Below are 21027 nucleotides of genomic sequence, written 5' to 3'. Positions count from 1 at the left end.
GCCGATACCCCCTGGGGGTATTAACGGAGACGTGTCCAAATTCCTGCGCAGCAGGTCTGAACGGACACTGTCCGTGCTAGGCTCCCGCCCGTGGAACGCCCGACGGTGGTGGTCGGCTACGAGGACGCCGAACTGCTCGACATCGCGTGCGTGACGTCGACGTTCTCCACGGCCCGCGACGTCGGCGCCGACCCCGCCTACGCCGTCACGCTGCTGACCCCCGGCGGCCGGACCGTCACCTGCCGGCCCGGCCTGCGCCTCGAGGCGCAGGGAGCACTCGAGCACCACACCGCCGCCGTCGACACCCTCGTCGTCGTCGGCGGCCTCGGGAGCGAGCGGGCGGCGGCCGACCCGGTGCTGCTGGCCCACGTCCGCCGCCTCGCGCGCGACGCCCGCCGCGTGGCGTCGGTCTGCACCGGCGCGAGCGTGCTCGCCGCGGCCGGGCTGCTGGACGGTCGCCGCGCCACCACCCACTGGCGCTTCGCCGGCGACCTCGCGCGCGCCCACCCCGCCGTCCACGTCGACCCCGACCCGATCTTCGTCCGCGACGGCCGCATCGCCACCTCCGCCGGCGTGACCAGCGCCCTGGACCTCGCGCTGTCGTTCGTCGACGAGGACCACGGCCCGGTGATCGCCCGCCGCGTGGCCAGGGCGCTCGTCACCTACCTGCAGCGGCCGGGCACGCAGGCGCAGATGAGCCTGCACGTCGCCGCCCCGGCGCCCACCGACGACGTCGTGCGCCGCGTGGTCGACCACGTCGCGGAGCACCTCGACGCCGACCTCGGCGCCGCCGCCCTGGCCGGCCGTGCGGGCGTCAGCGAACGCCACCTCACGCGGCTGTTCCGGGCCCAGCTCGGGCGCACGCCCGCCGAGCACGTGCGCCGTGCGCGTACCGAGGCGGCGGCCGCGCTCGTCGCCACCACCGACGTGCCGTTGGCCCGGGTGGCGTCACGGTGCGGGTTCCGGTCGACCGAGACCATGCGCACCGCGTTCCTCGACGCCTACGGCCGCACGCCCTCGGAGCACCGGCGGGCGTTCGTCACCACTCCCTGAGGGGCTCCGCCGACGGACCCGACGCCCCCCGCGGCAGCGGCGTGCACGCCTCCTCGTGGTCGGCGTGCTCGACGGCCTCGATCTGCAGGGTGCTGTGGTGCAGGCCGAAGCGGTCGCGCAGGACGACGGTCGCGCGGTCGAGCACGCCGTGCTCCCCGCAGTCGGCGGTCGCGCAGCCCGCGGCGGAGATCACGAGATGGGCCGACACGGCGGGGCTGCGGTCGTTGATGGCCCAGACGTGCAGGTCGTGGACCTCGGCGACGCCCGCCACGCTCAGCAGCGCGGCGTGCACGTCGTCGACGTCGATGCCCGCCGGCGCGCCCTCGAGCAGGACGTGCCCGGTCTCGCGCAGCAGCGAGACGGTGCGTGGCAGCAGGATCGCGACGATGACCAGCGAGGCGACGGTGTCTGCGTAGGCCCAGCCGGTGGTCAGGGTGACCACCGCGGCGGCGAGCACGGCCACCGACCCCAGCGCGTCACCGAGCACGTGCAGCGCCGCGCCGCGGACGTTCATCCCGCCGCTGCCGCGCTGCAGGACGACCAGCGACGCGATGTTGCCGACGAGGCCGACGACGCCGTAGAAGAGCAGCCCGCCGCCCGGGACCTCGGTCGGCGACGCGATGCGCTCGACGGCCTCGACGGCGACCCAGCCGGTCACCCCCAGCAGCAGGACCGCGTTGACCGCGGCGCCGAGCACCTCGGCACGACCGAGCCCGAAGGTCCGGCGGCGGCTCGGGGGGCGCACGGCGAGCGCGGACGCGATCAGGGCCGTGGCCAGGGCGATGACATCGGTGCCGACGTGGCCCAGGTCGGCGAGCAGGGCGAGCGATCCGGTGACGATCGCGCCGACCGCACCGACGACCGCGACGAGGGCGGTGACACCGAGGGCGATGCCCAGGCGCCGGCGGTCGTCGCCGGCACCGCCGTGACCATGACCCTGGCCACCGTGCCCGTGTCCCTGTCCCACGGCACCGACAATACATGCACGTATTCGCATGCGACACCCGCGTGGCGCACGGCGCACCGACGCGCTCACGCCCGCCACACACCGGTCCTAGAGTGTGCCGGTGAACGTCAATCCCTGGCTCGCCGTCACCGGCGGCACGGCAGGCCCGGGCTACGCCGCGCGCTTCGCGGCCCTCGAGGAACAGGGCGCCGACCTGCACGGCGAGGCCCGCCGCGTCCACGCGCTGCTCGGCGAGCGGCCCTCCGACGTTCTCGACGCGGGCTGCGGCACCGGGCGCGTCGCGATCCACCTCGCCCGGCTCGGGCACCGGGTCGTGGGCGCCGACCTCGACGCCTCGATGCTCGCCGAGGCCCGCGCGGCGGCCCCGGAGCTCGACTGGCGTCTCACCGATCTCGGTGATCTCCACCTCGACCGCCCCGTCGACGCCGTCGTGGCCGCCGGGAACCTCTGGCCACTGCTCACGCCCGGCACGCACCCGCGCGTCGTCGCGGTGCTCGCCGGGCACCTGCGCCCGAGCGGCCTGCTCGTCGCCGGCTTCGGCCTGGATGCCGCCCACGTGCCGTTCACCCTGCCCGAGGGCGTGCCGTTCCCGGGTCTCGACGACTACGACGCGGCGTGCGCGGCCGCGGGCCTGACCCTCACCGGGCGCACCGCCGACTGGGACGGCGCAAAGCCCTACGAAGGCGGCGGCTACGCGGTCAGTGTCCACACCAGGACCACCCCGTGACGGTGGACACCGGCCCCACCCTGCTCGTCGTCTTCGTCGTCGCCCTCGCCGTCACGGCCCTCGCGCGGCGCTACTCGATCTCGGCGCCGCTGGTGCTCGTGGTCGTCGGGCTCGCGATCTCGTTCGTGCCCGGCGTGCCGTCGGTGCCCCTCGACCCCGACCTCGTGCTCTTCCTCGTGCTCCCGCCGCTGTTGTACTCCGCGGCGCTGGAGAGCTCGACGCTGCGGCTGCGCGAGAACCTCCGGCGGATCAGCCAGCTCGCGGTCGGGCTGGTCGTCTTCACCACGGCCGTGGTGGGCGTCGCGGCGTGGCTGCTGGTGCCGGGGCTGCCGCTCGCGAGCGCGCTGGTGCTGGGCGCGGTGGTCGCGCCCCCGGACGCGGTCGCGGCCGCCTCGATCGGTCGCCGACTGGGGCTCCAGCGCCGGGTCATGACGATCATCGAGGGCGAGAGCCTGCTCAACGACGCGACCGCGCTGACCCTGTTCCGCGTGCTGCTGGCGGCCGCGATCGCGCCGGTCGCCGTCAGCACCGGCGCGACGATCCTGGACGGTCTCGGCGAGTTCGCGCTCGCGGCGGTCGGCGGCGTGGTGATCGGCGCCGGCGCGGGCTGGCTGCTGCACCGCGTGCGGATGATGCTCGACGACGGCGTGCTCGAGAGCTCGGTGGGCCTGCTCGTCCCGTTCGCGATCTACCTGCTGGCCGAGGAGCTGCACACCTCCGGCGTGCTCGCGGTGGTCGTCGCCGGGCTCTACCTCGGGCACAGGTCCACCGAGGCCGGCTACACGACGCGCCTGCAGGACCAGGCCGTGTGGAAGGCGCTCGACACGCTGCTCGAGGCACTGGTGTTCGCGCTCATCGGGCTGCAGCTGCGGATCGTCTACGACGGCCTCGGCGACGACCGGGCGACCGTCGTGCTGGTGTCGCTCGCCCTGCTCGCGGTGACCGTGCTGGCCCGCTTCGCGTGGGTGTTCCCGACGATCTACCTCCCGCGCCTGCTGCCGAGCGTGCGCCGGCGCGGGCCCCCGATGTCCTGGCGGGCGCCGTTCGTCATCTCGTGGGCGGGCATGCGCGGCGTCGTGACGCTGGCGGCGGCGTTCGCGATCCCGCACGGGATCGGCGGTGACGTGGCCATGCCCGGCTACAACGTCGTGGTGTTCGCGGCGTTCGTCGTCACGGTCGGCACCCTGCTGCTGCAGGGGCTCACGCTGCCCGCGCTGATCCGGCGCCTCCACGTCCAGGACAAGGGCGCCCAGCGCGACGTGCTCGACGAGGCCGCCGCGAAGCAGGCCGCCGCCGAGGCCGCGCTGAACCGCCTCGACGAGCTCACCGACGACAGCACCCCGCAGCACGTCACCGAGCAGCTGCGGACCTGGGCCCAGCACCGTTCCAACAGCGCGTGGGAACGCCTCGGGCGCTCCGACGAGGAGATCGGCGAGGCGCCCTCGGTCGCGTTCACCCGGCTGCGCCGCGCGATGCTCGGCGCCGAGCGCGAGACGGTCGTGCGCTTCCGCGACATGGGCCGCATCGACGAGGACATCCTGCGCGACATGCTCCGCGAGCTGGACTACGAGGAGGCGATGCTGGACCGGTGAGAGCCCTCCACCGCACCCGGCTCAGACCTCGGTCTTGAGGATGCAGATCGCGAGGTGGGCGGCCTCGACGGACTCCCGGGCCGCCCCTCCGAGACCCGGGTCCGCCGCCGCGGCCGCCCGCGCGCTGTCCGCCGCCTGCTCGAGCTCGATCACCGCGTCGCGGGCGCCGTCGTCGGCCGCCTCCACGGCCTTGTCGGCCTTGCCGAGGTACTCGCGCACGACGGCGACCGTGACGACCGACGCGTTCGGGTCGCCCTCGGTGTCGCGCATCGCGGTGGCGGTCCGGGAGCGGCAGTCGTCGAGGCGCGCGCGGATGTCGGTGGTGGCGAGCATCGGGATCCCCCTTCGTGGCGGTGGTGGTCCCTCCATTCACGACGGAGGATCACGAACGCGACAGGGGCGGGAACTACGTACGCCCCACGATCGGCGGCGGCAACAGGCCCAGGAGCTGGGCGTGCTGCACCGCGGCGAGCCGATCGGCGACGCCGAGCTTCGCGTAGACGCGCTGCAGGTGCTTCTGGACGGTCCGCTCGCCGACCGTGAGGCGGCGGGCGATAGCCCGGGCGGTGGCACCGGTGGCGAGCATGTCGAGCACGACGCTCTCCCGGGGCGTCAGGCCGACCGCGCCGGCGGTGAGCACGGCGGACGGCCCGGCGCGCGCCGACCAGCGCGCGTGCGCGCCGATCTGACGGTCGAGCCCCACGAACACGCGCAGCAGCCGCCGCGCCAGGTCCATCTCCTCACCGGTGTACGGGTCGACGCGTCCGATCAGGAACGACCGGTTCCCCGCGGGGCCCAGGCAGAGCGGTAGCGAGACCTGGGAGACGATCTCGCCGTCCAGCACGTCCGCGCACGCCGCGCGCCAGCGCTCGTGCACCCGGTGGTCGGCGAACCGCTCAGGCACCTCGGCCACCTGCATGACCTCGGTGCGGCCGGTCGCGAGGTAGTAGCGCAGCAGCGGGTGGTCGCGGGGCGCGTGCTCGCGCGTCCACCGGTCCATCTCGGCCCGGCGGGCGAGGTGGAAGTCGACCGGCCACTGCCGCTGCACGATCGTCCCGCCGGGATCCTCGGCGTAGTAGGTGCCGGCCGGCGCGGCGAACGTCGCCACCAGCAGCGCGGTCACCTGCTCGGCGGGCCACCACGTCAGCGGGCGGCTCATGAGGTCGGCGACGAGGTCCAGCCACTCCCCCTCGCGCTGGATGGTCTCCATCGCCGACCCCGTCCCCCGTGTCATCCGCGCGCGAGAGTCCTCCGGTCGGCGGCCGGGTCGCTACCCGCCGTCACCCGAAGCGTCGCTGGTAACCACTCGTTCGGCCCAGTTGCGCGGACGCACCTCGACCGGCATCGCCCTCAGCGCCTCGAGCGCCCCGCACTGGCGCTGCAACGGCAGGCGGGCGGAGAAGAGCGAGTCCAGCGGGTACCACAGCCCGATCCACGCGATGACGAGGAAGACGCCGTTGCCGAGCAGCTCCTGGAAGAACTCGGGGACGTCGGGGGCGAGGAAGTCGGTCGAGAAGAGCAGCCCGACGGGATCGACCTCGACGAGGTCCTCGGGCCGCCCGAGGTGCACGACCAGGTCGCTCCCCCTCCTCACTCCGCCCACCGCCGATCGGTCGTGAACGCGACGACCACCGAGCGCTCGTGGCCGAGCGCCTTCAGCCGGTCGTGCAGGGCCTGCCGGACGACGTCCCCGTCGGCCACCGTGTGCACGGACGATCCCTCCCCCACCACGTAGTCGACCTCGACGTCGACACGGCCGCCCACCTTCGACGCCCGCAGGAACGCCTCGGCGAGCCCGAACTGCTCGCGCACCGCCTCGACCGCGTCGTCGAGCTCCGCCTGCGTGTCCGCGGGCGGCGACATCGCGAGGATCTCCCGCATCCCTCCGCCGATCAGGCGCGCGGGGATGCGCAGGAACAGCAGCGACACCACGACGACCATGGCCGGGTCGAGGTAGGCGGCCAGATCCGGCCGGCCCGCGGAGGCCAGGATCGCGGCGACGACGAACCCGACGAGCACTCCGACCGAGAGCAGGGTGTCGCCGAACCACTCCGCCGCCTCGGCCCGCACGAGGTCCGACCGCCCGCCGCGGCGCATGAGCAGGGTGACGACGACGCCCGCGACCGTCGCGACGACCGCGTAGGCGAGCGCCCAGCCCGTCGAGACCTCCCGGCCGCCGGTCAAGAGGTCCGCGATCCCCCCCACCACCGCGTAGACGCACAGCGCGGCGAGCGCGACGGCCTTGATCACCACGACCAGCGGCTCCCACGCCTCGCGGCCCCACGGGTAGCGCTCGTCCGGTCCCCGCCGGGACGTCCGCAGCGCCACGACGGCCAGCATCGAGAGCCCGATGCTCGCGAACGACGAGAGGCCGTCGAAGACGATCATCGAGGAGCCGCTCAGCACTCCCCACACCGAGCACACCACGGCGAACGCGGCGGACGCCCACACCGAGAGCAGCAGCAGGCGCCGATCACGGGCGGCGACGTCGTCCACGCCGATGATCGTGGCCCGTCGCGGCCCGCCGCGTCGAGACGCTCGATCACCCAGAGGATTGTCCCTGCGATCGACGAGGCGGACACTCGACCCGGGACTCACCCGTTCAGCCGTCACGCGCGATCACGGGACAGCGCAGAGTGACAGTCCAGGAGAACGCCGTCTCCGAGGAGTGTGTCGCTGTCGGGCCCCGTTGGCCCGGGCCCGCGACGAGGTGGAAGGCGAGCACGTCCTCGACCGCGTGCTCGACCGCATGGGCGAGCTGCTCGAGCCCCACCACGGCTTCCGCCGCTGCACACGTTCACGGCGAAGCTCCAGCCGCGCTACGAGCCGATGTTCCTGTCTACCGCGACGTGGCCGACCTCCCGCGCGTCGGGATCGGCATCGGGCGCCTACCTCCCCGATTCGCGCGATCTCGTCGCCCTCGTCCGGAGCTAGGCTCGACGTCATGGCGGACGACGACACCCTGGGCACGATCCACGCGCTGGTCGACGAGGAGCACCGGCTGCGGGGGCACGGGGAGGCGATCAACGACGAGGACCGGGCGCGCCTGGCGCAGATCGAGGAGCAGCTCGACCAGTGCTGGGACGCGCTGCGCCGCCGCCGCGCCGGCCGTGACTTCGGCGGCGACCCGGGCGAGGCCACCGCGAAGCAGGTGCACGACTACCTGCAGTAGGAGCCGCGGGCGCCAGGCCGGGGCCGCTGGCGCAGGGCCGCGCCGGCCACCTGGGTGAGGTCGTCGTGGGTCGCGCCGCCCATCGCCTGGACCGTCGTCCCGTTGGCGATCGTCAGCAGCAGTGTCGTGCTCGGCGCGAAGATCACCGTCGGGGGCGGGGTGAACCAGATCTGTCGACGGCAGGTGCGCGTGCGTCCGCGCGACCTGGCCGTCGCGCACGGTGCAGGCGTCGACGACGTCCACCCTGTTCGGCGTGCCGTCGAGCAGGACGCCCTCGAGATGGTGGGCGATCTCGACGTCGCCGTCGACCACGGTCGCCCGGCGGTGCGAGCGCATCTCCCGCCAGCTCTCGCGGGAGGTGCGTAGGTGGTCCGCGACGGCCGCGGGATCCGGCGCTCGCCGCCGTTCGGGAACTCGTCGGGCTCGATCCACACGATGTCGGGGTGCATCGCGGCGACCGCGGCCTCGATGTCCGCGCTCCCGGACCGCGTAGGCGGCGAGGACGAGCGTCACGTCGGGGTTCGTCTCCGTCATGGGTGCCGCACCAGGGGCGCCGGCGACTCGTCGGGGTCGTGGTCACCGAGGTGCGACGAGCTCGTGAGGATACCGCCGGGGTCGTGACGAGAGGCACGTCTCCCCTGAGCCCACGCCCTGGTGATCGTGCGCGCCGTGCCGGTCCGGGCGGCACGCCAGCATGATCGGAAATGCCCCGCCGATTCCGGCCGAGGGTGCCCCTCGCCCGTCTACGCGACCGAAGGGGCCCTTCGGTCGGAACCGCTCAGCCTGCCGGCACCGCCGACCGCGAGGCCACCGGCGGCGAGGGGAAGCCCCCGACCGCCTGCTCGAACGCGCGGGCGACGCGCAGGCAGGTGGCGTCGTCGAACCGTTTCCCGATGATCATCATGCCGACCGGAAGGCCGTCCGCCGGCGCGGAGGGCACGGACGTCGCGGGGTGGCCGGTGACGTCGGTCGGGGCGGTGTTGACGATCATCTCGAGCGCGCGCACGACGATCTCGGCGGGCGGGGCGTCCTCCGGCGGGATCACGCTGGGCAGGATCGGCACGGTCGGCATGACGAGCACGTCGTGGTCGGCGAGCGCCGCGTCGTAGGCCGCGCGGGCAGTGGGCAGCAGGTTGCGCGCCATGGCGTAGTGCCGGCCGTGCTCGCGGGCGAGCGCGTGGCGCCCGGCCATGGTCACCATCTTCACGGTCGGCGAGAACAGGTGCCCACCCTCGGCGCGGCGCTGCCCGTAGTGCGCGACGAGGTCCGGGTCGTAGAGTCCGTCCCAGTTCATGCCGTAGCCGTTGCCCTCGATCATCTGGGCGACGACGCCGTCGGTCGCCACGACGGTCCACACGTCGAACGCATGCCGGTGCCACGGCACCGAGATCTCCTCGACGGCGAGCCCCGCGCCGGCGAGCACCTCGACCGCCGCGCGCACGCTCGCGTCGACACCGGGCGCCGAGAGGCCCTCGATCCCGAAGCCCTCGCCGACCACCCCGACGCGCAGGCCCCGGGCGCCCCGGGCGATCTCGGCGAGGTAGTCGACGGGCTCGACGGCGTCGGGCTGGCGGGGGTCGAGGCCGTCGGGACCGGCCATGATCCCCAGCGCCAGCGCGGCGTCGGAGACCGTCCGGGTCATGGGCCCGAGGTGGTCGATCGTCGCCTCGATCGGGAAGGCGCCGGTGTAGGGCACGAGGCCCCAGGTGGGCTTGTGGCCCACGATCCCGCTCATCGCGGCCGGCATGCGCACCGACCCGCCCTGGTCGCCGCCGGTCGCGAGGTCGACCTCGCCCGCCGCCAGCAGGGCCGCGCTCCCGCTGGACGAGCCGCCGGTGGTGCGGCTCGGGTCCCACGGGTTGCGCACCGGCCCGGTGTGCGAGGTGTGGCTGCCGCCGGAGAAGCAGAGGTCCTCGCAGACGGACTTGCCGGTCACGACCGGGTGACGGTGCCGATCAGCCGGACACGGGCCGTGAGCGGGTCGGCGAAGACGGGAGGCGCGCGGGCCGGACGGGATGGCGGAAGTCCGGGTCGCCGTACCCCGGCTCCTCCGCAGCACCCCATTCCGTCTCCGGCACCTCCTCCTCGGCGACCTCGGTGGCGGGGTCGGCCGGGCGCCGGACCAGCCAGGCCGACGTGACGGCGCCGACCACCGCCAGGACCGTCACCGCCAGGAAGGCGACGACGTATCCCATGTCCGAGGCCTGCCTCGCGACGTCGAGGTACTCGGCGACCTGCGGGTCGAAGCGGCTCGGCACCAGGCCGGTCTGCTGCGCGTCGGCGAGGGCGTCGCGCAGCTCGATGCCGCGCTCGGGCGTCAGCGGCGGGAGCCCCCGCTCCGCGACGCCGTCGATCAGCGAGGTGACGTAGGTCAGGTGGAGCAGGGCGTAGAGCAGCGCGATGCCGATGGCGCCGCCGCCCTGCTCGGCGGTGGCCGACACACCCGACGCCTGGCCGTGGTCGCGCTCGGGCACCGTGTCGAGGCTGACCGGATCGTTGACGGTGAGCACCACCGCGAGGCCGACGCCGTAGACGACCAGCCCCGGCAGCAGCCACCAGAAGTCGTTGGCCGGGATGCCGAGCGCGAGCAGCACCCCCGACACCGCGAGCAGCACGAACCCGGTCACCAGTGGCGGGCGTCCCCCGGCGCCGTCGTACCAGCGCCCGACCAGCGGGGCGACGAGCACCATCGGCACCGTCGTGGCCAGCAGCGCGAGCCCCGCCACCGCGGGGTCCATCTCCAGGTTGAGCACCAGCGCGAGCGGCAGGATGAGCCCGAGGCCCATCTCGGCCATGCCGGCGAGGCCCTGCGAGATCGTCGCGCCGCGGTAGTCGCGGCTGCGCGCGAGCAGGCGCAGGTCGAGCAGTGGGTCGTCGACGCGCCGCTCGCGGACCACGAACAGCACGCCCGCGACGACGGCCACGACGAGGGAGACGACGACGTCGGGAGCCGTCCAGCCCTCGGCGGTCGTCTGCGCGAGCCCGAACACGAGCCCCACGAGCACCAGCCCGAGCAGGGCCGCGCCGGGCAGGTCGACGTGCACGCCCCGGCGCCGCGGCCCGTCCGGCGGCACCGCCCGCAGCGTCGCCCACAGCGTCACCGCGAGCAGGGGCAGGTTCACGAGCAGCACCGCGCGCCAGCTCAGCGTGGAGGTGAGCACCCCGCCGATCGTGGGTCCGAGCGCGCCCGCCGTGGCCGCGATCCCGCCCATGGCCCCGAGGGCCCGACCGCGCTGCGAGGAGTCGAACGCGCTGCTCAGGATCGCCACGGTCGCCGGGAGCATGAGCGCGCCCCCCGCGCCCTGCAGCACCCGGGCGACGAGGAGGACGGTGAAGTCCGGTGCCGCACCGCCGACGGCCGACGCACTCGCGAAGACCACCGAGCCGAGCAGGAACACGCGGCGGCGCCCGAGCAGGTCGCCGAGACGCCCGCCCAGCACCAGCAGGCCCGCCAGCGGCAGCAGGCTGGCCGTGAGCACCCACTGCACGAGCAGCGAGCTCACCCGGAAGTCCTGCGCGATGTCGGGCAGCGCGAGCGGGACCGCGGTCTGGTCCACCAGGATCATCGCGTTGGCCAGGGTCATGGCGGCGAGGACCATCCGCTGCCCGCCACGGGAGGTCGCCGACGTGGTCATCGGCCGAGCGTGGTCCACCCCCCGCGCGGCGGACAAGGATCAGTCGCGCGGGTGCTGGAGGCGACGCTGCACGACGGGCGCGAGCAGGCGCTCCACGGGCGCGCCGAGGAACAGCAGCAGGAGCGGCCAGTAGCCCAGTCGCGGCGCCACCAGCGTCGTGATGAAGATCAGGAGGAGCAGGGTGCTCGTGCCCCCGGACCCGCCGCGCTCCGGGACGCGTTCCGCGGGTGGCCGGGAGCGCCGGACGAGGACGGTCATGACGGTGAGCAGGGCGCTGCTCACGAACAGCGTCCCCACGTAGAAGCGCAGCGTGAACGGGTCCTCCGGGAACGCCCCCACCATCTCGGTCGGGAACGGCAGGACGACGATCGTGAACAGCCAGACCGTATTGACCGCGACGATCAGGGGGCTGACGCGCGGGGCGTCGTCGAACACCCGATGGTGCGCCGCCCAGAACCGCGCGATCACCACGAAACTCAGCACGAAGCTGCCGATCGGCGCGAGGTTGTCGGTGATGATCCCGAGACCCGAGCCGTGGGGCTCCTGGGCGTCCGGGACGAGATCGGCGAGCGGGAGGACGAGCAGCGTCAGCCCGATGGCGACGACGCCGTCGCTGAAGGCGAGCAGGCGCTCCGGGCCGAGCCGGTCCCGGCCCCGGTCGTCCTCCCCCGCCTCGCCGGTCCCGTCCGCCATCAGGCCGTCACAGCATCCCGGCGAGGTGCTGCGTCTCGTTCACCGAGCTCACCCGGCGGGCGCCCGACCGCGAGATCAGCACGCGCGTCACCGAGGTGTGGTGCAGCGGGAAGGCCAGCGGCCGGTCGATGCCGAGGATCCCGGCGACGTAGGTGTTGATCACCCCGGCGTGGCAGACGACGACGGCGGTGGCCCGCGGGTCCTGCCGCGCGGCGATCGCGTCGAGGGCCGCGACGAGGCGCGCGGTGAACGCCGGGCCGTCGACGTACGACGGGAAGACACCCGCGCGGATGGCCTGCCAGTCGTCGTCGGCGTCGTCGCGCAGGTGCACGGGGCGGTAGCTCGCCCGCCCGGCGTCGAACTCGCAGAGATCCTCGACGGCGTGCGGCTCCGGGGTCCCGAGCAGCCGCACGGCCGGCGCGGCCGACTGGCGGGCGCGCCGCATCGTGGACGTGACGATCTCGGCGACGCCGTCGCGGTCGGGCGCGCCGGCCAGCCATTTCGCGAACCGGTCGGCCTGCTCCTCGCCGCGCGCCGAGAGCGCCGGGTCGGCGCCCTTCTGCCCCGGCTCGGCGGTGGCCGCGAGCGGCTCCGCGTGCCGGACGAGCAGGAGCTGGGTCACGAGGACGGGACCGCGGCCCCGTGGCCCGCCGACCGCAGCCCGGCGCGGATCGCCTCGGCGTTGCGCTCCAGGCCGTCCTGGTCCGGGTCGCTCTCGGCCTGCGTGAAGTCGAAGGCCTCGAGCCCCCAGGCCGGGTGAACGTGCACGTGCAGGTGGGGTACCTCGAATCCGGCGATCATCAGCGCCACGCGCGGCGGCGACCAGACGTCACGGATCACCGCCCCGATGGTCCTGGCCACCGACATGGCGTGCTCGAACAGGCCGTCCGGAGCGTCGATCCACTGGTCGACCTCCTCCCGCGGCACGACCAGCACGTGGCCGGGGCCGAGGGGGTTGATCGAGAGGAACCCGACCACCTGGTCGTCCGACCAGACGAAGCGCCCCGGGATCTCGCCATTGATGATCTTGGTGAAGACCGTCGCCACAGCCGGGATGGTAGCGATCGACGCGCCGGTCCGCGGCCCGGTCCTGCGTCGATCCCGCGCCGTCGGTCCCGGCCCGTATTCTCGCCGTGCGCGATCGGGCACTCCGTCCGAGCCCGTCCCTCACCACCCCCGCGGAGGCAATCCCGATGCAGCCCTGGCCCGGCACGTCCTACCCCCTGGGCGCGACCTACGACGGGGCCGGCACCAACTTCGCGCTCTTCAGCGAGGTCGCCGAGGGCGTCGAGCTGTGCCTGTTCGACGAGGCGGGCGCCGAGACGCGCATCGCTCTGCCGGAGCGCGACGGCTTCGTGTGGCACGGCTACCTGCCCGGCATCGTGCCCGGTCAGCGCTACGGCTACCGGGTCCGCGGCCCGCTCGAGCCCGAGCAGGGCCTGCGCTGCAACAGTCACAAGCTGCTCGTCGACCCCTACGCCAAGGCGCTCGACGGCACGCTGGGCAGCAGCTACGCGTGGGACGAGTCGCTGTTCGGCTACCACTTCGCCGACGCCGACGAGACCAACCACGACGACTCGGCGCAGCACGTGCCGAAGTCCGTGGTGATCAACCCCTTCTTCGACTGGCACGACGACCGTCCGCCGCGCACGCCGTACCACGACACCGTCGTCTACGAGGCCCACGTCAAGGGGCTGACCCACCTGCATCCCGAGGTGCCCGAGGAGATGCGCGGCACCTACGCGGGCGTCGCCCACCCGGCGGTCGTGGCCCACCTGCAGCGGCTCGGCGTCACGGCCATCGAGCTCATGCCCGTGCACCAGTTCGTGCACGACGACGCGCTCGTCCAGCGCGGCCTGCGCAACTACTGGGGCTACAACACGATCGCCTTCTTCGCGCCGCACTACGGCTACGCGACGCCGTCCGTCACCGGGGCACCGGCGCCGGGCGCGCACGTGCAGGAGTTCAAGGCGATGGTGCGCGACCTGCACGCCGCGAACATCGAGGTGATCCTCGACGTCGTGTACAACCACACCGCCGAGGGCAACCACCAGGGCCCGACGCTGTCGATGCGCGGCATCGACAACCAGGCCTACTACCGCCTGGTCGACGACGAGCCGCAGTACTACATGGACTACACGGGCACGGGGAACTCCCTGAACGTCCGCCAGCCGCACACGCTGCAGCTCATCATGGACTCCCTGCGGTACTGGGTCACCGAGATGCACGTCGACGGGTTCCGCTTCGACCTCGCCGCGACGCTGGCCCGCGAGTTCTACGACGTGGACCGGCTCTCCACCTTCTTCGACCTCGTCCAGCAGGACCCGGTGATCTCGCAGGTCAAGCTCATCGCCGAGCCATGGGACGTCGGTCCCGGCGGCTACCAGGTGGGCAACTTCCCGCCCGGGTGGACCGAGTGGAACGGCAAGTACCGCGACACCGTGCGCGACTTCTGGCGCGGCACGCCGGGCACGCTCGGCGAGTTCGGGACGAGGATCACGGGGTCCTCGGATCTCTACCAGGACGACGGCCGACGCCCCTACGCGTCGATCAACTTCGTCACCGCGCACGACGGCTTCACCCTCAACGACCTCGTCTCCTACAACGAGAAGCACAACGAGGCCAACGGCGAGGGCGGCCGGGACGGCGCCGACGACAACAACTCCTGGAACTGCGGCGTCGAGGGTCCGACCGATGACGAGGCCGTGCTGGAACTGCGCCAACGTCAGCGGCGCAACTTCCTCGCGACGCTGTTCCTCTCCCAGGGCGTGCCGATGCTGCTGCACGGCGACGAGATCGGCCGCACCCAGTACGGCAACAACAACGGCTACTGCCAGGACTCCGAGATCTCCTGGATGGAGTGGTCGCCGGAGAAGGCCGACCAGGAGCTGATGACGTTCGTGTCGTCGGTGTCCGAGCTGCGCGCGGCCCACCCGGTGTTCCGGCGCCGCCGCTTCTTCAACGGGCGCCCGATCCGGCCCGCCGCCGGCGCCCCGGACGCCGAGGTGCAGCGTGACATCGCGTGGTTCACCTCGTCGGGGGAGGAGATGACCGACACCGACTGGGAGGGGGGCGAGGGCAGCACGAACAACACGGTGCTCACCGTGTTCCTCAACGGCGACGGCATCCTCGAGAGCGACCCCCGCGGGCGCAAGGTGGTCGACGACAGCTTCATGCTGATCTTCAACGCCCATGCCGAGGACGTCGACGTCACCCTGCCCGGCGAAGGCTTCCCCCACCGCTGGACCCCGGTGGTCGACACGGTGAGCGGCGACGTCGTCGTGGGCACCGTGCGCACGGCCCGGACCTGGAACATCCCGGCCCTGCCCGCCGACGGGCCGGAGCACGTGGGGGGCGATGTCCTCCGGGTCGCGGCCCGCTCGATGGTGCTGCTACAGCGCACGGACCTGACGGAGCACTGATGATCCCCGCGTCGACGTATCGGCTCCAGCTCTCCGGAGCGCAGGACTTCGCGGCGGCGCGCGACCTCGTCGGCTACCTCGACGTGCTCGGGGTCGGGGCGCTGTACTGCTCGCCGATCCTGCAGGCCACGCCCGGCTCGACGCACGGCTACGACGTCGTCGACCCCACCCGCGCCAACGACCAACTCGGCGGCGAGGAGGGCCGGCGCGCCCTGGTCGACGCCCTGCGCGAGGCCGGGCTCGGTGTGCTCGTCGACCTCGTGCCCAACCACATGGGCGTCGCGGTCCCGGCGGCCAACCCGTCGTGGTGGTCGTTGCTGCGCGACGGGCGCGACTCGCCGTACGCGTCCTGGTACGACGCCGATCTCTCCCGGCCGTTGCTCATCCCCGTGCTCGGGTCGCCCGAGGACGTCGCCGAGCTGCGGGTCGCCGCCGGGGAGCTGCACTACCACGAGCACCGCTACCCGCTGGCGCCCGGCACGGAGGGCGGGACGCCGCAGGAGGTGCACGAGCGCCAGCACTACCGGCTGATCCACTGGCGCCGCGGCAACGCCGAGCTCACCTACCGGCGCTTCTTCGACGTCTCCGACCTCGCGGCCGTCCGCGTCGAGGATCCCGCGGTCTTCGACGCCGTCCACGCCGAGGTGCTGCGCTGGCGCGCCGCCGGCGATCTCGACGGTCTGCGCATCGACCACCCCGACGGGCTCACCGACCCCGGGGCCTACGTGCGCCGCCTGCGCGAGGGCCTCGGGGACGACGCCTGGCTGCTCGTCGAGAAGATCCTCGGGGCCGACGAGTCACTGCCCGGCTCCTGGCCGGTCGACGGCACCACGGGCTACGAGGCGCTGCGCGAGATCGGCGGGCTGTTCCTCGACCCGCGCGGCGAGGCCCTCGTCGACGCCGTCGCCGCGCAGCACACCGGCGTGCGCGAGGGCCTGTCGACGGTGGAGCACGCGGCGCGCCGTCTCGTCACCGACGAGATCCTCGTCGCCGAGGTCCGCCGCATCGCCGCGCTGGTGCCCGGCGACGGCGACGAGCAGAAGGTGCGCGACGCGGTCGCCGAGCTGCTGTGCTCGTTCCCGGTCTACCGGTCCTACCTGCCCGAGGGCCGCGCGCACCTCGACCGGGCCGTCGACACCGCGGCGACCGCCCGACCCGAGCTCGCCGACATCGTGCGACGCATCCACGCGACGATGACCGCCGAGCCCGACGGGGCGCTGGCCCGGCGCGTGCAGCAGACCAGCGGGATGGTCACGGCGAAGGGCGTGGAGGACACCACGTTCTACCGGTGGAACCGCTTCGTCGCGCTCAACGAGGTCGGCGGTGCGCCGGACCGCTTCGGCGTCTCCCCCGCCGAGTTCCACACCCGCGCCGCGGCCCGCGACGCCGCGACGCCGGCCACGATGACCACGCTGTCGACCCACGACACCAAGCGCTCCGAGGACGTCCGCGCGCGCCTCGCGGTGCTCAGCGAGCTCACCGCCGAGTGGGGCGCGTTCCTGCGCTCGGCGTCGGCGCGCCATCCCCTCCCCTCGCCGTCGCTCGAGCTCCTCGCCTGGCAGTCGGTGCTCGGGGCCTGGCCGATCTCGGCGGAGCGACTGTCGGGCTACCTGCTCAAGGCGGCGAAGGAGGCCAAGCTCGTCACGGCACACGTCGACGCGGTGCCCGAGGTCGACGAGGCGGTCGCGGCATGGCCGTCGCAGGTGCTCGACGACCCCGAGGCGGTCGCGGAGATCGAGGCGTTCGTCGCGCGGCTCGACGCCTCGGGGCGGTCGAACTCCCTGGGTCAGAAGCTGCTGCAGCTCGCCGGACCGGGGGTGCCGGACGTCTACCAGGGCACCGAGTGCTTCGAGTACTCGCTCGTCGATCCCGACAACCGCCGTCCCGTCGACTTCGCGCTCCGGCGGCGCCTGGTCGAGCGGCTGGACGGCGGGTGGACGCCGACGTTCGGGGGCTCCGAACCCGACGACATCCCGGGCACCAAGCTCGCCGTCGTCTCCGCCGCCCTGCGCCTGCGCCGCTTCCGGCCCGAACTGTTCGACGGCTACGCGCCGCTGCCGGCCTCCGGCGTCGCGGCGGAGCACGCCGTCGCGTTCGCCCGCGGGGGTCCGGCCGGTCGCGAACGGCTGGTCGCCGTCGCCACCCGGCTGCCGGTCGGCCTCGAGGCCGCCGGCGGCTGGCGCGACACCGTGCTGCCGCTGCCCGGCGGGGCCGACGATTGGACCGAGGTGATCACCGGACGGCCGGTGGAGGGGTCGGCGCCCGCCCTCGGGCGTGTGCTCGACCGCTTCCCGGTCGCCCTGCTCGTCCGGCCTGCTTGATCCTGCTTGGATCGGCGCATGGCCGACCTGACGGACAGCCGTCCCCGCTGGCACGGCGTCCTCGAGCGGATCTCGCAGGCCCGTAGGGGCGACTCGAGCGAGTCGCTCGCGGCGGTGTTCATGCTCGGCGCGACCGTGATCGCGCTGCTCTGGGCGAACTCACCCTGGGCCTCGACCTACGACGCGTTCTGGCACACGCCCCTCGCGATCTCGCTGGGTGACGCGTCGATCGACCTCGACCTCCAGCACTGGGTCAACGACGGCCTCATGGCGCTGTTCTTCTTCGTCGTCGGCCTGGAGGTCAAGCGCGAGTTCGCGCTGGGCGAGCTGCGCGACCGGTCGAAGGCCGCCGTGCCCCTCGCCGCCGCCGTCGCCGGCCTCGCCCTGCCCGCGGTGCTGTTCCTGCTGCTCAACCCCTCGGGGCCGGCGGCGGCCGCCTGGGGCGTGGTGATCTCCACCGACACGGCGTTCCTGCTCGGCGCGCTCGCCGTGATCGGGCCGGGGCGGGCGGAGCGGCTCAGGATCTTCCTGCTCACGCTGGCGGTCGCCGACGACATCGGCGCGCTGGCGATCATCGCGCTCGTCTACACCGACGAGCTGCACTTCGTCCCGCTGACCGTGGCGGTCCTCGGTCTGCTCGCCATCTGGCAGCTGCGGCGCCTGCGCGTCTGGCGTGGCGGCGGCTACCTCGTGGTGTCGCTCGTGACGTGGGTGGCGCTCTACGAGTCGGGCGTGCACGCGACGCTGGCCGGGGTGCTCATCGCACTCCTGCTGCCGGTCTACCCGCCGAAGCGCAAGGAGGTCGAACGCGCGGCGGCGCTCGCCCGCGCGTTCCGCCAGTCGCCCAACCCCGAGTACGCGCGCAGCGCCCGGCTCGGGCTGGAGCGCGCGGTGTCGGTCAACGAGCGGCTCATGCGCCTCTGGCAGCCCTACAGCGCGTTCATCATCGTGCCGGTGTTCGCGCTGGCCAACGCGGGCGTACCGCTGACCGCCGAGACGCTGCGCGCCGCCGTCGTCTCGCCGCTGTTCTGGGGCATCGTGCTCGGTCTCGTCGCCGGCAAGTTCGTCGGCATCACCGGTGCCACCGCCCTCATGGCCCGCCTGCGCCCCGGGAGCCTCGCGCCCGGCCTGACGATGCCGCAGGTGGCGGGCGGCGCGGCGCTGTCGGGGATCGGGTTCACGATCTCGCTGTTCATCGTCGACCTCGCCCTCGACGACCAGGCTCTCGCCGACCTCGCCCGCGTCGGCGTGCTCGCGGGGTCCGTGCTCGCGCTCGCGCTCGGCGCCGCGGTGTTCCGGGCGGGACGGTCGGCGCTGCCCGAGGAGCCCTCGCGCGACCTGCTGCGTCCCGTCGACCCGCGGCGCGACCACATCCGCGGCCCCGTCGACGCGCCGCTGACGATCGTCGAGTACGGCGACTTCGAGTGCCCCTTCTGCGGTAAGGCCACCGGCAACATCCGCCAGGTCCGCGAACACTTCGGCGACGACATGCGCTACGTGTTCCGCCACCTCCCGCTCGACGAGTACCACCCGCACGCCCGGCTGGCCGGCGAGATCGCCGAGGCCGCCGCCGAGCAGGGCCGCTTCTGGGACGTCCACGACACGTTCTTCGCCCATGCCGACGCCCTCGAACGTGACGACCTCATCGAGTACTGCGTCGACCTCGGGCTCGACATCGACCGCCTCGAGGAGGACCTGCGCGACGGCGACGCCGCCAACCGCGTCGAGGACGACGAGATCGACGCCCGCAGCAGCGAGCTCCCGGGCACGCCGACCTTCTATCTCGGCATCGGCGGCGCGACCCCCCAGCGCCACGTCGGCCCCTACGACGCGAAGACCCTCATCGGCGAGCTCGAACGCCAGCGCGCCGAGACCCAGGAGGTCGCCGACCCGCCGTAGGCGCGCCTCGGGGCAGCAGCGAACGGGCGGTTCGCTGCTTCTAAGCGTCCGAAGTCCGCGCTCGCGGGTCGGGGCAGGTGCCAACGCCGCCGCGACCTGCACGACGCACATGGTCAACGGGGTCAGCGGCCCGCGGGAGGTGCCGGTCGGCGGCGGGGTGTCGCTCGCACGCCGGCCCCGCTCCCCCGACCCCGCTCCCCCGACCCCGCTCCCCCGGCCCCGCTCGCTGTGTCTCGCGGTTACTGGCTGGTATCGCTCGCCAGGGGAGCGATACCAGCCAGTAACCCTCGGGAGTAGCGCCCGGTCAGCGCCGGCGGGGGCGCGGCGGGAGCGCGACGGTCGGTGCCTCGGGGCCCGCCACCGTGTCGGTCCGGGCGTCGGCGCCCGCCTCGTCGTCGGGGTCGGCGGAGTGGCGGCCCCGGCGCGGCCGCTCGGCGGCGGCGCGGTCCGCGGGCGCGTCGTCCTCGCCCGGCGCGGCCCCGGTGCCGGGTCGCGTGACGACCCGCAGCCGGCGCACCGCCCGCCGTGCCGGCGCGCCCTCCCCCGGCGCGCCCTCCCCCGGCGCGCCCTCCCCCGATGACACGAACGCGCCGTTCGCTGCCTCGGAGGCAGCGACAGCGCCGCTCGTTCCCTCCGGCCCGCCCGCGCGCGGGGCGGGCGCCGCCGGTTGCGGTACCGCCGGCGCCTCCACGCGCACCACCGGTTGCGAACCCGTGGCGTGGTCGGCGGCGCGCTTCGCCTCGGCGGGGTCGGTGCGCCCGCGGTCGGCGAGCGGGAGGGCCGGGCGCCGGCGGGCGGCGCGGCGGTAGAGCAGGGCCGCGACGACCATCCCGGTCGCGAGGAGCGGCACGAGCAGCGTCCACCACGTCCCGCCGCGGAACGACGCGTTCGCGACCGCGTGCGCGACGGCCACCGGGAAGCAGACGTAGGTCGTCCAGTGCACGACGAGCCAGGCGCGCTTGGACAGGTACTTGCGCAGGCCCGACGAGATCACCACGGCGAGCAGCAGGTCGAACGCGATCGCCCCCAGCGCGACCGGCCACGGGTTGAACGTGGCCGTGAAGGGGACGAACAGGTGGTACCAGCGCAGCGGCAGGTAGGGCGTGACCAGCACCGTGACGACGTGCAGCAGCACGAAGACGACGCTGATCAGGGCGAGGTTGCGGTGCAGCGCCACCAGCACGAACCGCGGCAGCGCCTGCCCGACCAGCTTGGTCAGCGAGGTGTTGTGCAGCGCGCCGAGGGCAAGCACCACGCCCATGAGCAGGAGCGCGACGAGGCCGAGCGCCCGCGAGACGTTCCAGAGCTCGATCACGGGATACGGATCACCGGTACTCGGCGGTGGTGACGCGCGGGACGTCCGCGGCCGTCGACGACGCCGAGATGGCCCCGTGCAGTCCGACGACGAGCATGGCCGCCGCCACCGTGATCCAGGCGGTCAGCTCGACGATCGTGCGCTTGTTCTGCTCGTGCTGTGCGGCCTTCGCCGTGCGGCGACCGGGCACCGGCGTCTCCCTCCTCGTTCCCCGGTGCCCAGGATGGACGA

Annotated in this window: 20 protein-coding genes; 8 read left to right on the top strand and 12 right to left on the bottom strand. The window is 73.8% G+C overall.

Annotated elements, in window-relative coordinates; translation table 11 throughout:
• Positions 1-90: 90 nt before the first annotated feature.
• Positions 91-1053 (top strand): GlxA family transcriptional regulator, encoded by a 963-nt coding sequence (locus tag AC2A1K_RS28745; protein ID WP_483899770.1) that lies wholly within the window; start codon positions 91-93, stop codon positions 1051-1053.
• On the opposite strand, the gene AC2A1K_RS28740 is transcribed toward AC2A1K_RS28745, so the two are convergent.
• Positions 1040-2020 carry a cation diffusion facilitator family transporter gene (locus tag AC2A1K_RS28740; RefSeq protein WP_483899769.1) on the bottom strand — a complete coding sequence of 327 codons (981 nt, stop codon included), beginning with the start codon at positions 2018-2020 and terminating at the stop codon, positions 1040-1042. The two genes, AC2A1K_RS28745 and AC2A1K_RS28740, sit on opposite strands and share 14 nt — an antisense overlap.
• Before the next feature lie 100 nt (positions 2021-2120).
• Between AC2A1K_RS28740 and AC2A1K_RS28735 the strand changes: the two genes are divergently transcribed.
• On the top strand, positions 2121-2747 hold the full coding sequence (locus AC2A1K_RS28735; RefSeq protein ID WP_483899768.1) for a class I SAM-dependent methyltransferase: 627 nt from the start codon (positions 2121-2123) through the stop codon (positions 2745-2747).
• The gene (locus AC2A1K_RS28730; RefSeq protein WP_483899767.1) at positions 2744-4339 is read left to right on the top strand and encodes a Na+/H+ antiporter; all 1596 of its coding nucleotides are present in this window, start codon (positions 2744-2746) and stop codon (positions 4337-4339) included. The genes AC2A1K_RS28735 and AC2A1K_RS28730 overlap by 4 nt, the downstream gene beginning before the upstream one ends.
• A gap of 21 nt (positions 4340-4360) precedes the next feature.
• On the opposite strand, the gene AC2A1K_RS28725 is transcribed toward AC2A1K_RS28730, so the two are convergent.
• From AC2A1K_RS28725 to AC2A1K_RS28710, 4 genes are all read right to left on the bottom strand, one after another.
• Positions 4361-4672, bottom strand: a complete 312-nt coding sequence (locus AC2A1K_RS28725) for a hypothetical protein (protein ID WP_483899766.1) — start codon at positions 4670-4672, stop codon at positions 4361-4363.
• 73 nt (positions 4673-4745) lie between these two features.
• On the bottom strand, positions 4746-5573 hold the full coding sequence (locus AC2A1K_RS28720) for a helix-turn-helix transcriptional regulator (RefSeq protein WP_483899765.1): 828 nt from the start codon (positions 5571-5573) through the stop codon (positions 4746-4748).
• A 36-nt stretch (positions 5574-5609) separates the two neighbouring features.
• Positions 5610-5933 carry a hypothetical protein gene (locus tag AC2A1K_RS28715; protein ID WP_483899764.1) on the bottom strand — a complete coding sequence of 108 codons (324 nt, stop codon included), beginning with the start codon at positions 5931-5933 and terminating at the stop codon, positions 5610-5612.
• A complete protein-coding gene (locus tag AC2A1K_RS28710; RefSeq protein ID WP_483899763.1) occupies positions 5930-6835 on the bottom strand; it encodes a cation diffusion facilitator family transporter in 906 nt (301 codons plus the stop codon). The genes AC2A1K_RS28715 and AC2A1K_RS28710 overlap by 4 nt, the downstream gene beginning before the upstream one ends.
• Before the next feature lie 448 nt (positions 6836-7283).
• On the opposite strand from AC2A1K_RS28710, the gene AC2A1K_RS28705 reads away from it, so the two are divergent.
• Both AC2A1K_RS28705 and AC2A1K_RS28700 read left to right on the top strand, forming a co-directional pair.
• Positions 7284-7511 carry a DUF2630 family protein gene (locus AC2A1K_RS28705; RefSeq protein ID WP_483899762.1) on the top strand — a complete coding sequence of 76 codons (228 nt, stop codon included), beginning with the start codon at positions 7284-7286 and terminating at the stop codon, positions 7509-7511.
• Between the two features lie 102 nt (positions 7512-7613).
• Positions 7614-7877, top strand: a complete 264-nt coding sequence (locus AC2A1K_RS28700) for a hypothetical protein (RefSeq protein WP_483899761.1) — start codon at positions 7614-7616, stop codon at positions 7875-7877.
• Between the two features lie 412 nt (positions 7878-8289).
• Here AC2A1K_RS28700 and AC2A1K_RS28695 read toward each other — a convergent pair whose 3' ends face one another.
• The 5 genes from AC2A1K_RS28695 to AC2A1K_RS28675 are packed head-to-tail and all read right to left on the bottom strand — an operon-like array spanning position 8290 to position 12886.
• Positions 8290-9447, bottom strand: coding sequence for an amidase (locus AC2A1K_RS28695; protein WP_483899760.1), 1158 nt, complete (start codon positions 9445-9447; stop codon positions 8290-8292).
• 19 nt (positions 9448-9466) lie between these two features.
• The gene (locus tag AC2A1K_RS28690) at positions 9467-11146 is read right to left on the bottom strand and encodes an MFS transporter (RefSeq protein ID WP_483899759.1); all 1680 of its coding nucleotides are present in this window, start codon (positions 11144-11146) and stop codon (positions 9467-9469) included.
• Positions 11147-11185: 39 nt separating this feature from the next.
• On the bottom strand, positions 11186-11839 hold the full coding sequence (locus tag AC2A1K_RS28685) for a TMEM175 family protein (protein ID WP_483899758.1): 654 nt from the start codon (positions 11837-11839) through the stop codon (positions 11186-11188).
• Positions 11840-11846: 7 nt separating this feature from the next.
• A complete protein-coding gene (locus AC2A1K_RS28680; protein ID WP_483899757.1) occupies positions 11847-12461 on the bottom strand; it encodes a histidine phosphatase family protein in 615 nt (204 codons plus the stop codon).
• Positions 12458-12886, bottom strand: a complete 429-nt coding sequence (locus AC2A1K_RS28675; protein WP_483899756.1) for an HIT family protein — start codon at positions 12884-12886, stop codon at positions 12458-12460. Before AC2A1K_RS28675 ends, AC2A1K_RS28680 begins: the two co-directional genes overlap by 4 nt.
• A gap of 146 nt (positions 12887-13032) precedes the next feature.
• On the opposite strand from AC2A1K_RS28675, the gene glgX reads away from it, so the two are divergent.
• The 3 genes from glgX to nhaA are packed head-to-tail and all read left to right on the top strand — an operon-like array spanning position 13033 to position 19481.
• A complete protein-coding gene (gene glgX, locus AC2A1K_RS28670) occupies positions 13033-15261 on the top strand; it encodes a glycogen debranching protein GlgX (RefSeq protein WP_483899755.1) in 2229 nt (742 codons plus the stop codon).
• The gene (gene treY / locus AC2A1K_RS28665) at positions 15261-17582 is read left to right on the top strand and encodes a malto-oligosyltrehalose synthase (RefSeq protein WP_483899754.1); all 2322 of its coding nucleotides are present in this window, start codon (positions 15261-15263) and stop codon (positions 17580-17582) included. Before glgX ends, treY begins: the two co-directional genes overlap by 1 nt.
• Positions 17583-17600: 18 nt before the next feature.
• Positions 17601-19481: a Na+/H+ antiporter NhaA gene (nhaA, locus tag AC2A1K_RS28660; RefSeq protein ID WP_483899753.1), complete on the top strand. Its 1881-nt coding sequence runs from the start codon at positions 17601-17603 to the stop codon at positions 19479-19481.
• Between the two features lie 304 nt (positions 19482-19785).
• On the opposite strand, the gene AC2A1K_RS28655 is transcribed toward nhaA, so the two are convergent.
• Together AC2A1K_RS28655 and AC2A1K_RS28650 are read right to left on the bottom strand one after the other, a co-directional pair.
• Entirely contained in the window at positions 19786-20796 is a 1011-nt protein-coding gene (locus AC2A1K_RS28655; RefSeq protein WP_483899752.1) for a ferric reductase-like transmembrane domain-containing protein, read from the bottom strand.
• A 10-nt stretch (positions 20797-20806) separates the two neighbouring features.
• A complete protein-coding gene (locus tag AC2A1K_RS28650; RefSeq protein ID WP_337699145.1) occupies positions 20807-20986 on the bottom strand; it encodes a hypothetical protein in 180 nt (59 codons plus the stop codon).
• Positions 20987-21027 lie beyond the last annotated feature (41 nt).

The sequence above is a fragment of the Actinomycetospora sp. 2LY8.5 genome, assembly GCF_057180585.1.
The sequence above is the reverse complement of the archived record's forward strand: the minus strand, read 5'-3'. Positions and strand labels throughout refer to the sequence as shown.

Coding starts and splice junctions, on each gene's coding strand:
- AC2A1K_RS28725 (WP_483899766.1), bottom strand. CDS start 4,672: ATGCTCGCCACCACCGACATCCGCGCGCGCCTCGACGACTGCCGCTCC.
- AC2A1K_RS28720 (WP_483899765.1), bottom strand. CDS start 5,573: ATGACACGGGGGACGGGGTCGGCGATGGAGACCATCCAGCGCGAGGGG.
- AC2A1K_RS28705 (WP_483899762.1), top strand. CDS start 7,284: ATGGCGGACGACGACACCCTGGGCACGATCCACGCGCTGGTCGACGAG.
- AC2A1K_RS28690 (WP_483899759.1), bottom strand. CDS start 11,146: ATGACCACGTCGGCGACCTCCCGTGGCGGGCAGCGGATGGTCCTCGCC.
- AC2A1K_RS28685 (WP_483899758.1), bottom strand. CDS start 11,839: ATGGCGGACGGGACCGGCGAGGCGGGGGAGGACGACCGGGGCCGGGAC.
- glgX (WP_483899755.1), top strand. CDS start 13,033: ATGCAGCCCTGGCCCGGCACGTCCTACCCCCTGGGCGCGACCTACGAC.
- treY (WP_483899754.1), top strand. CDS start 15,261: ATGATCCCCGCGTCGACGTATCGGCTCCAGCTCTCCGGAGCGCAGGAC.
- nhaA (WP_483899753.1), top strand. CDS start 17,601: ATGGCCGACCTGACGGACAGCCGTCCCCGCTGGCACGGCGTCCTCGAG.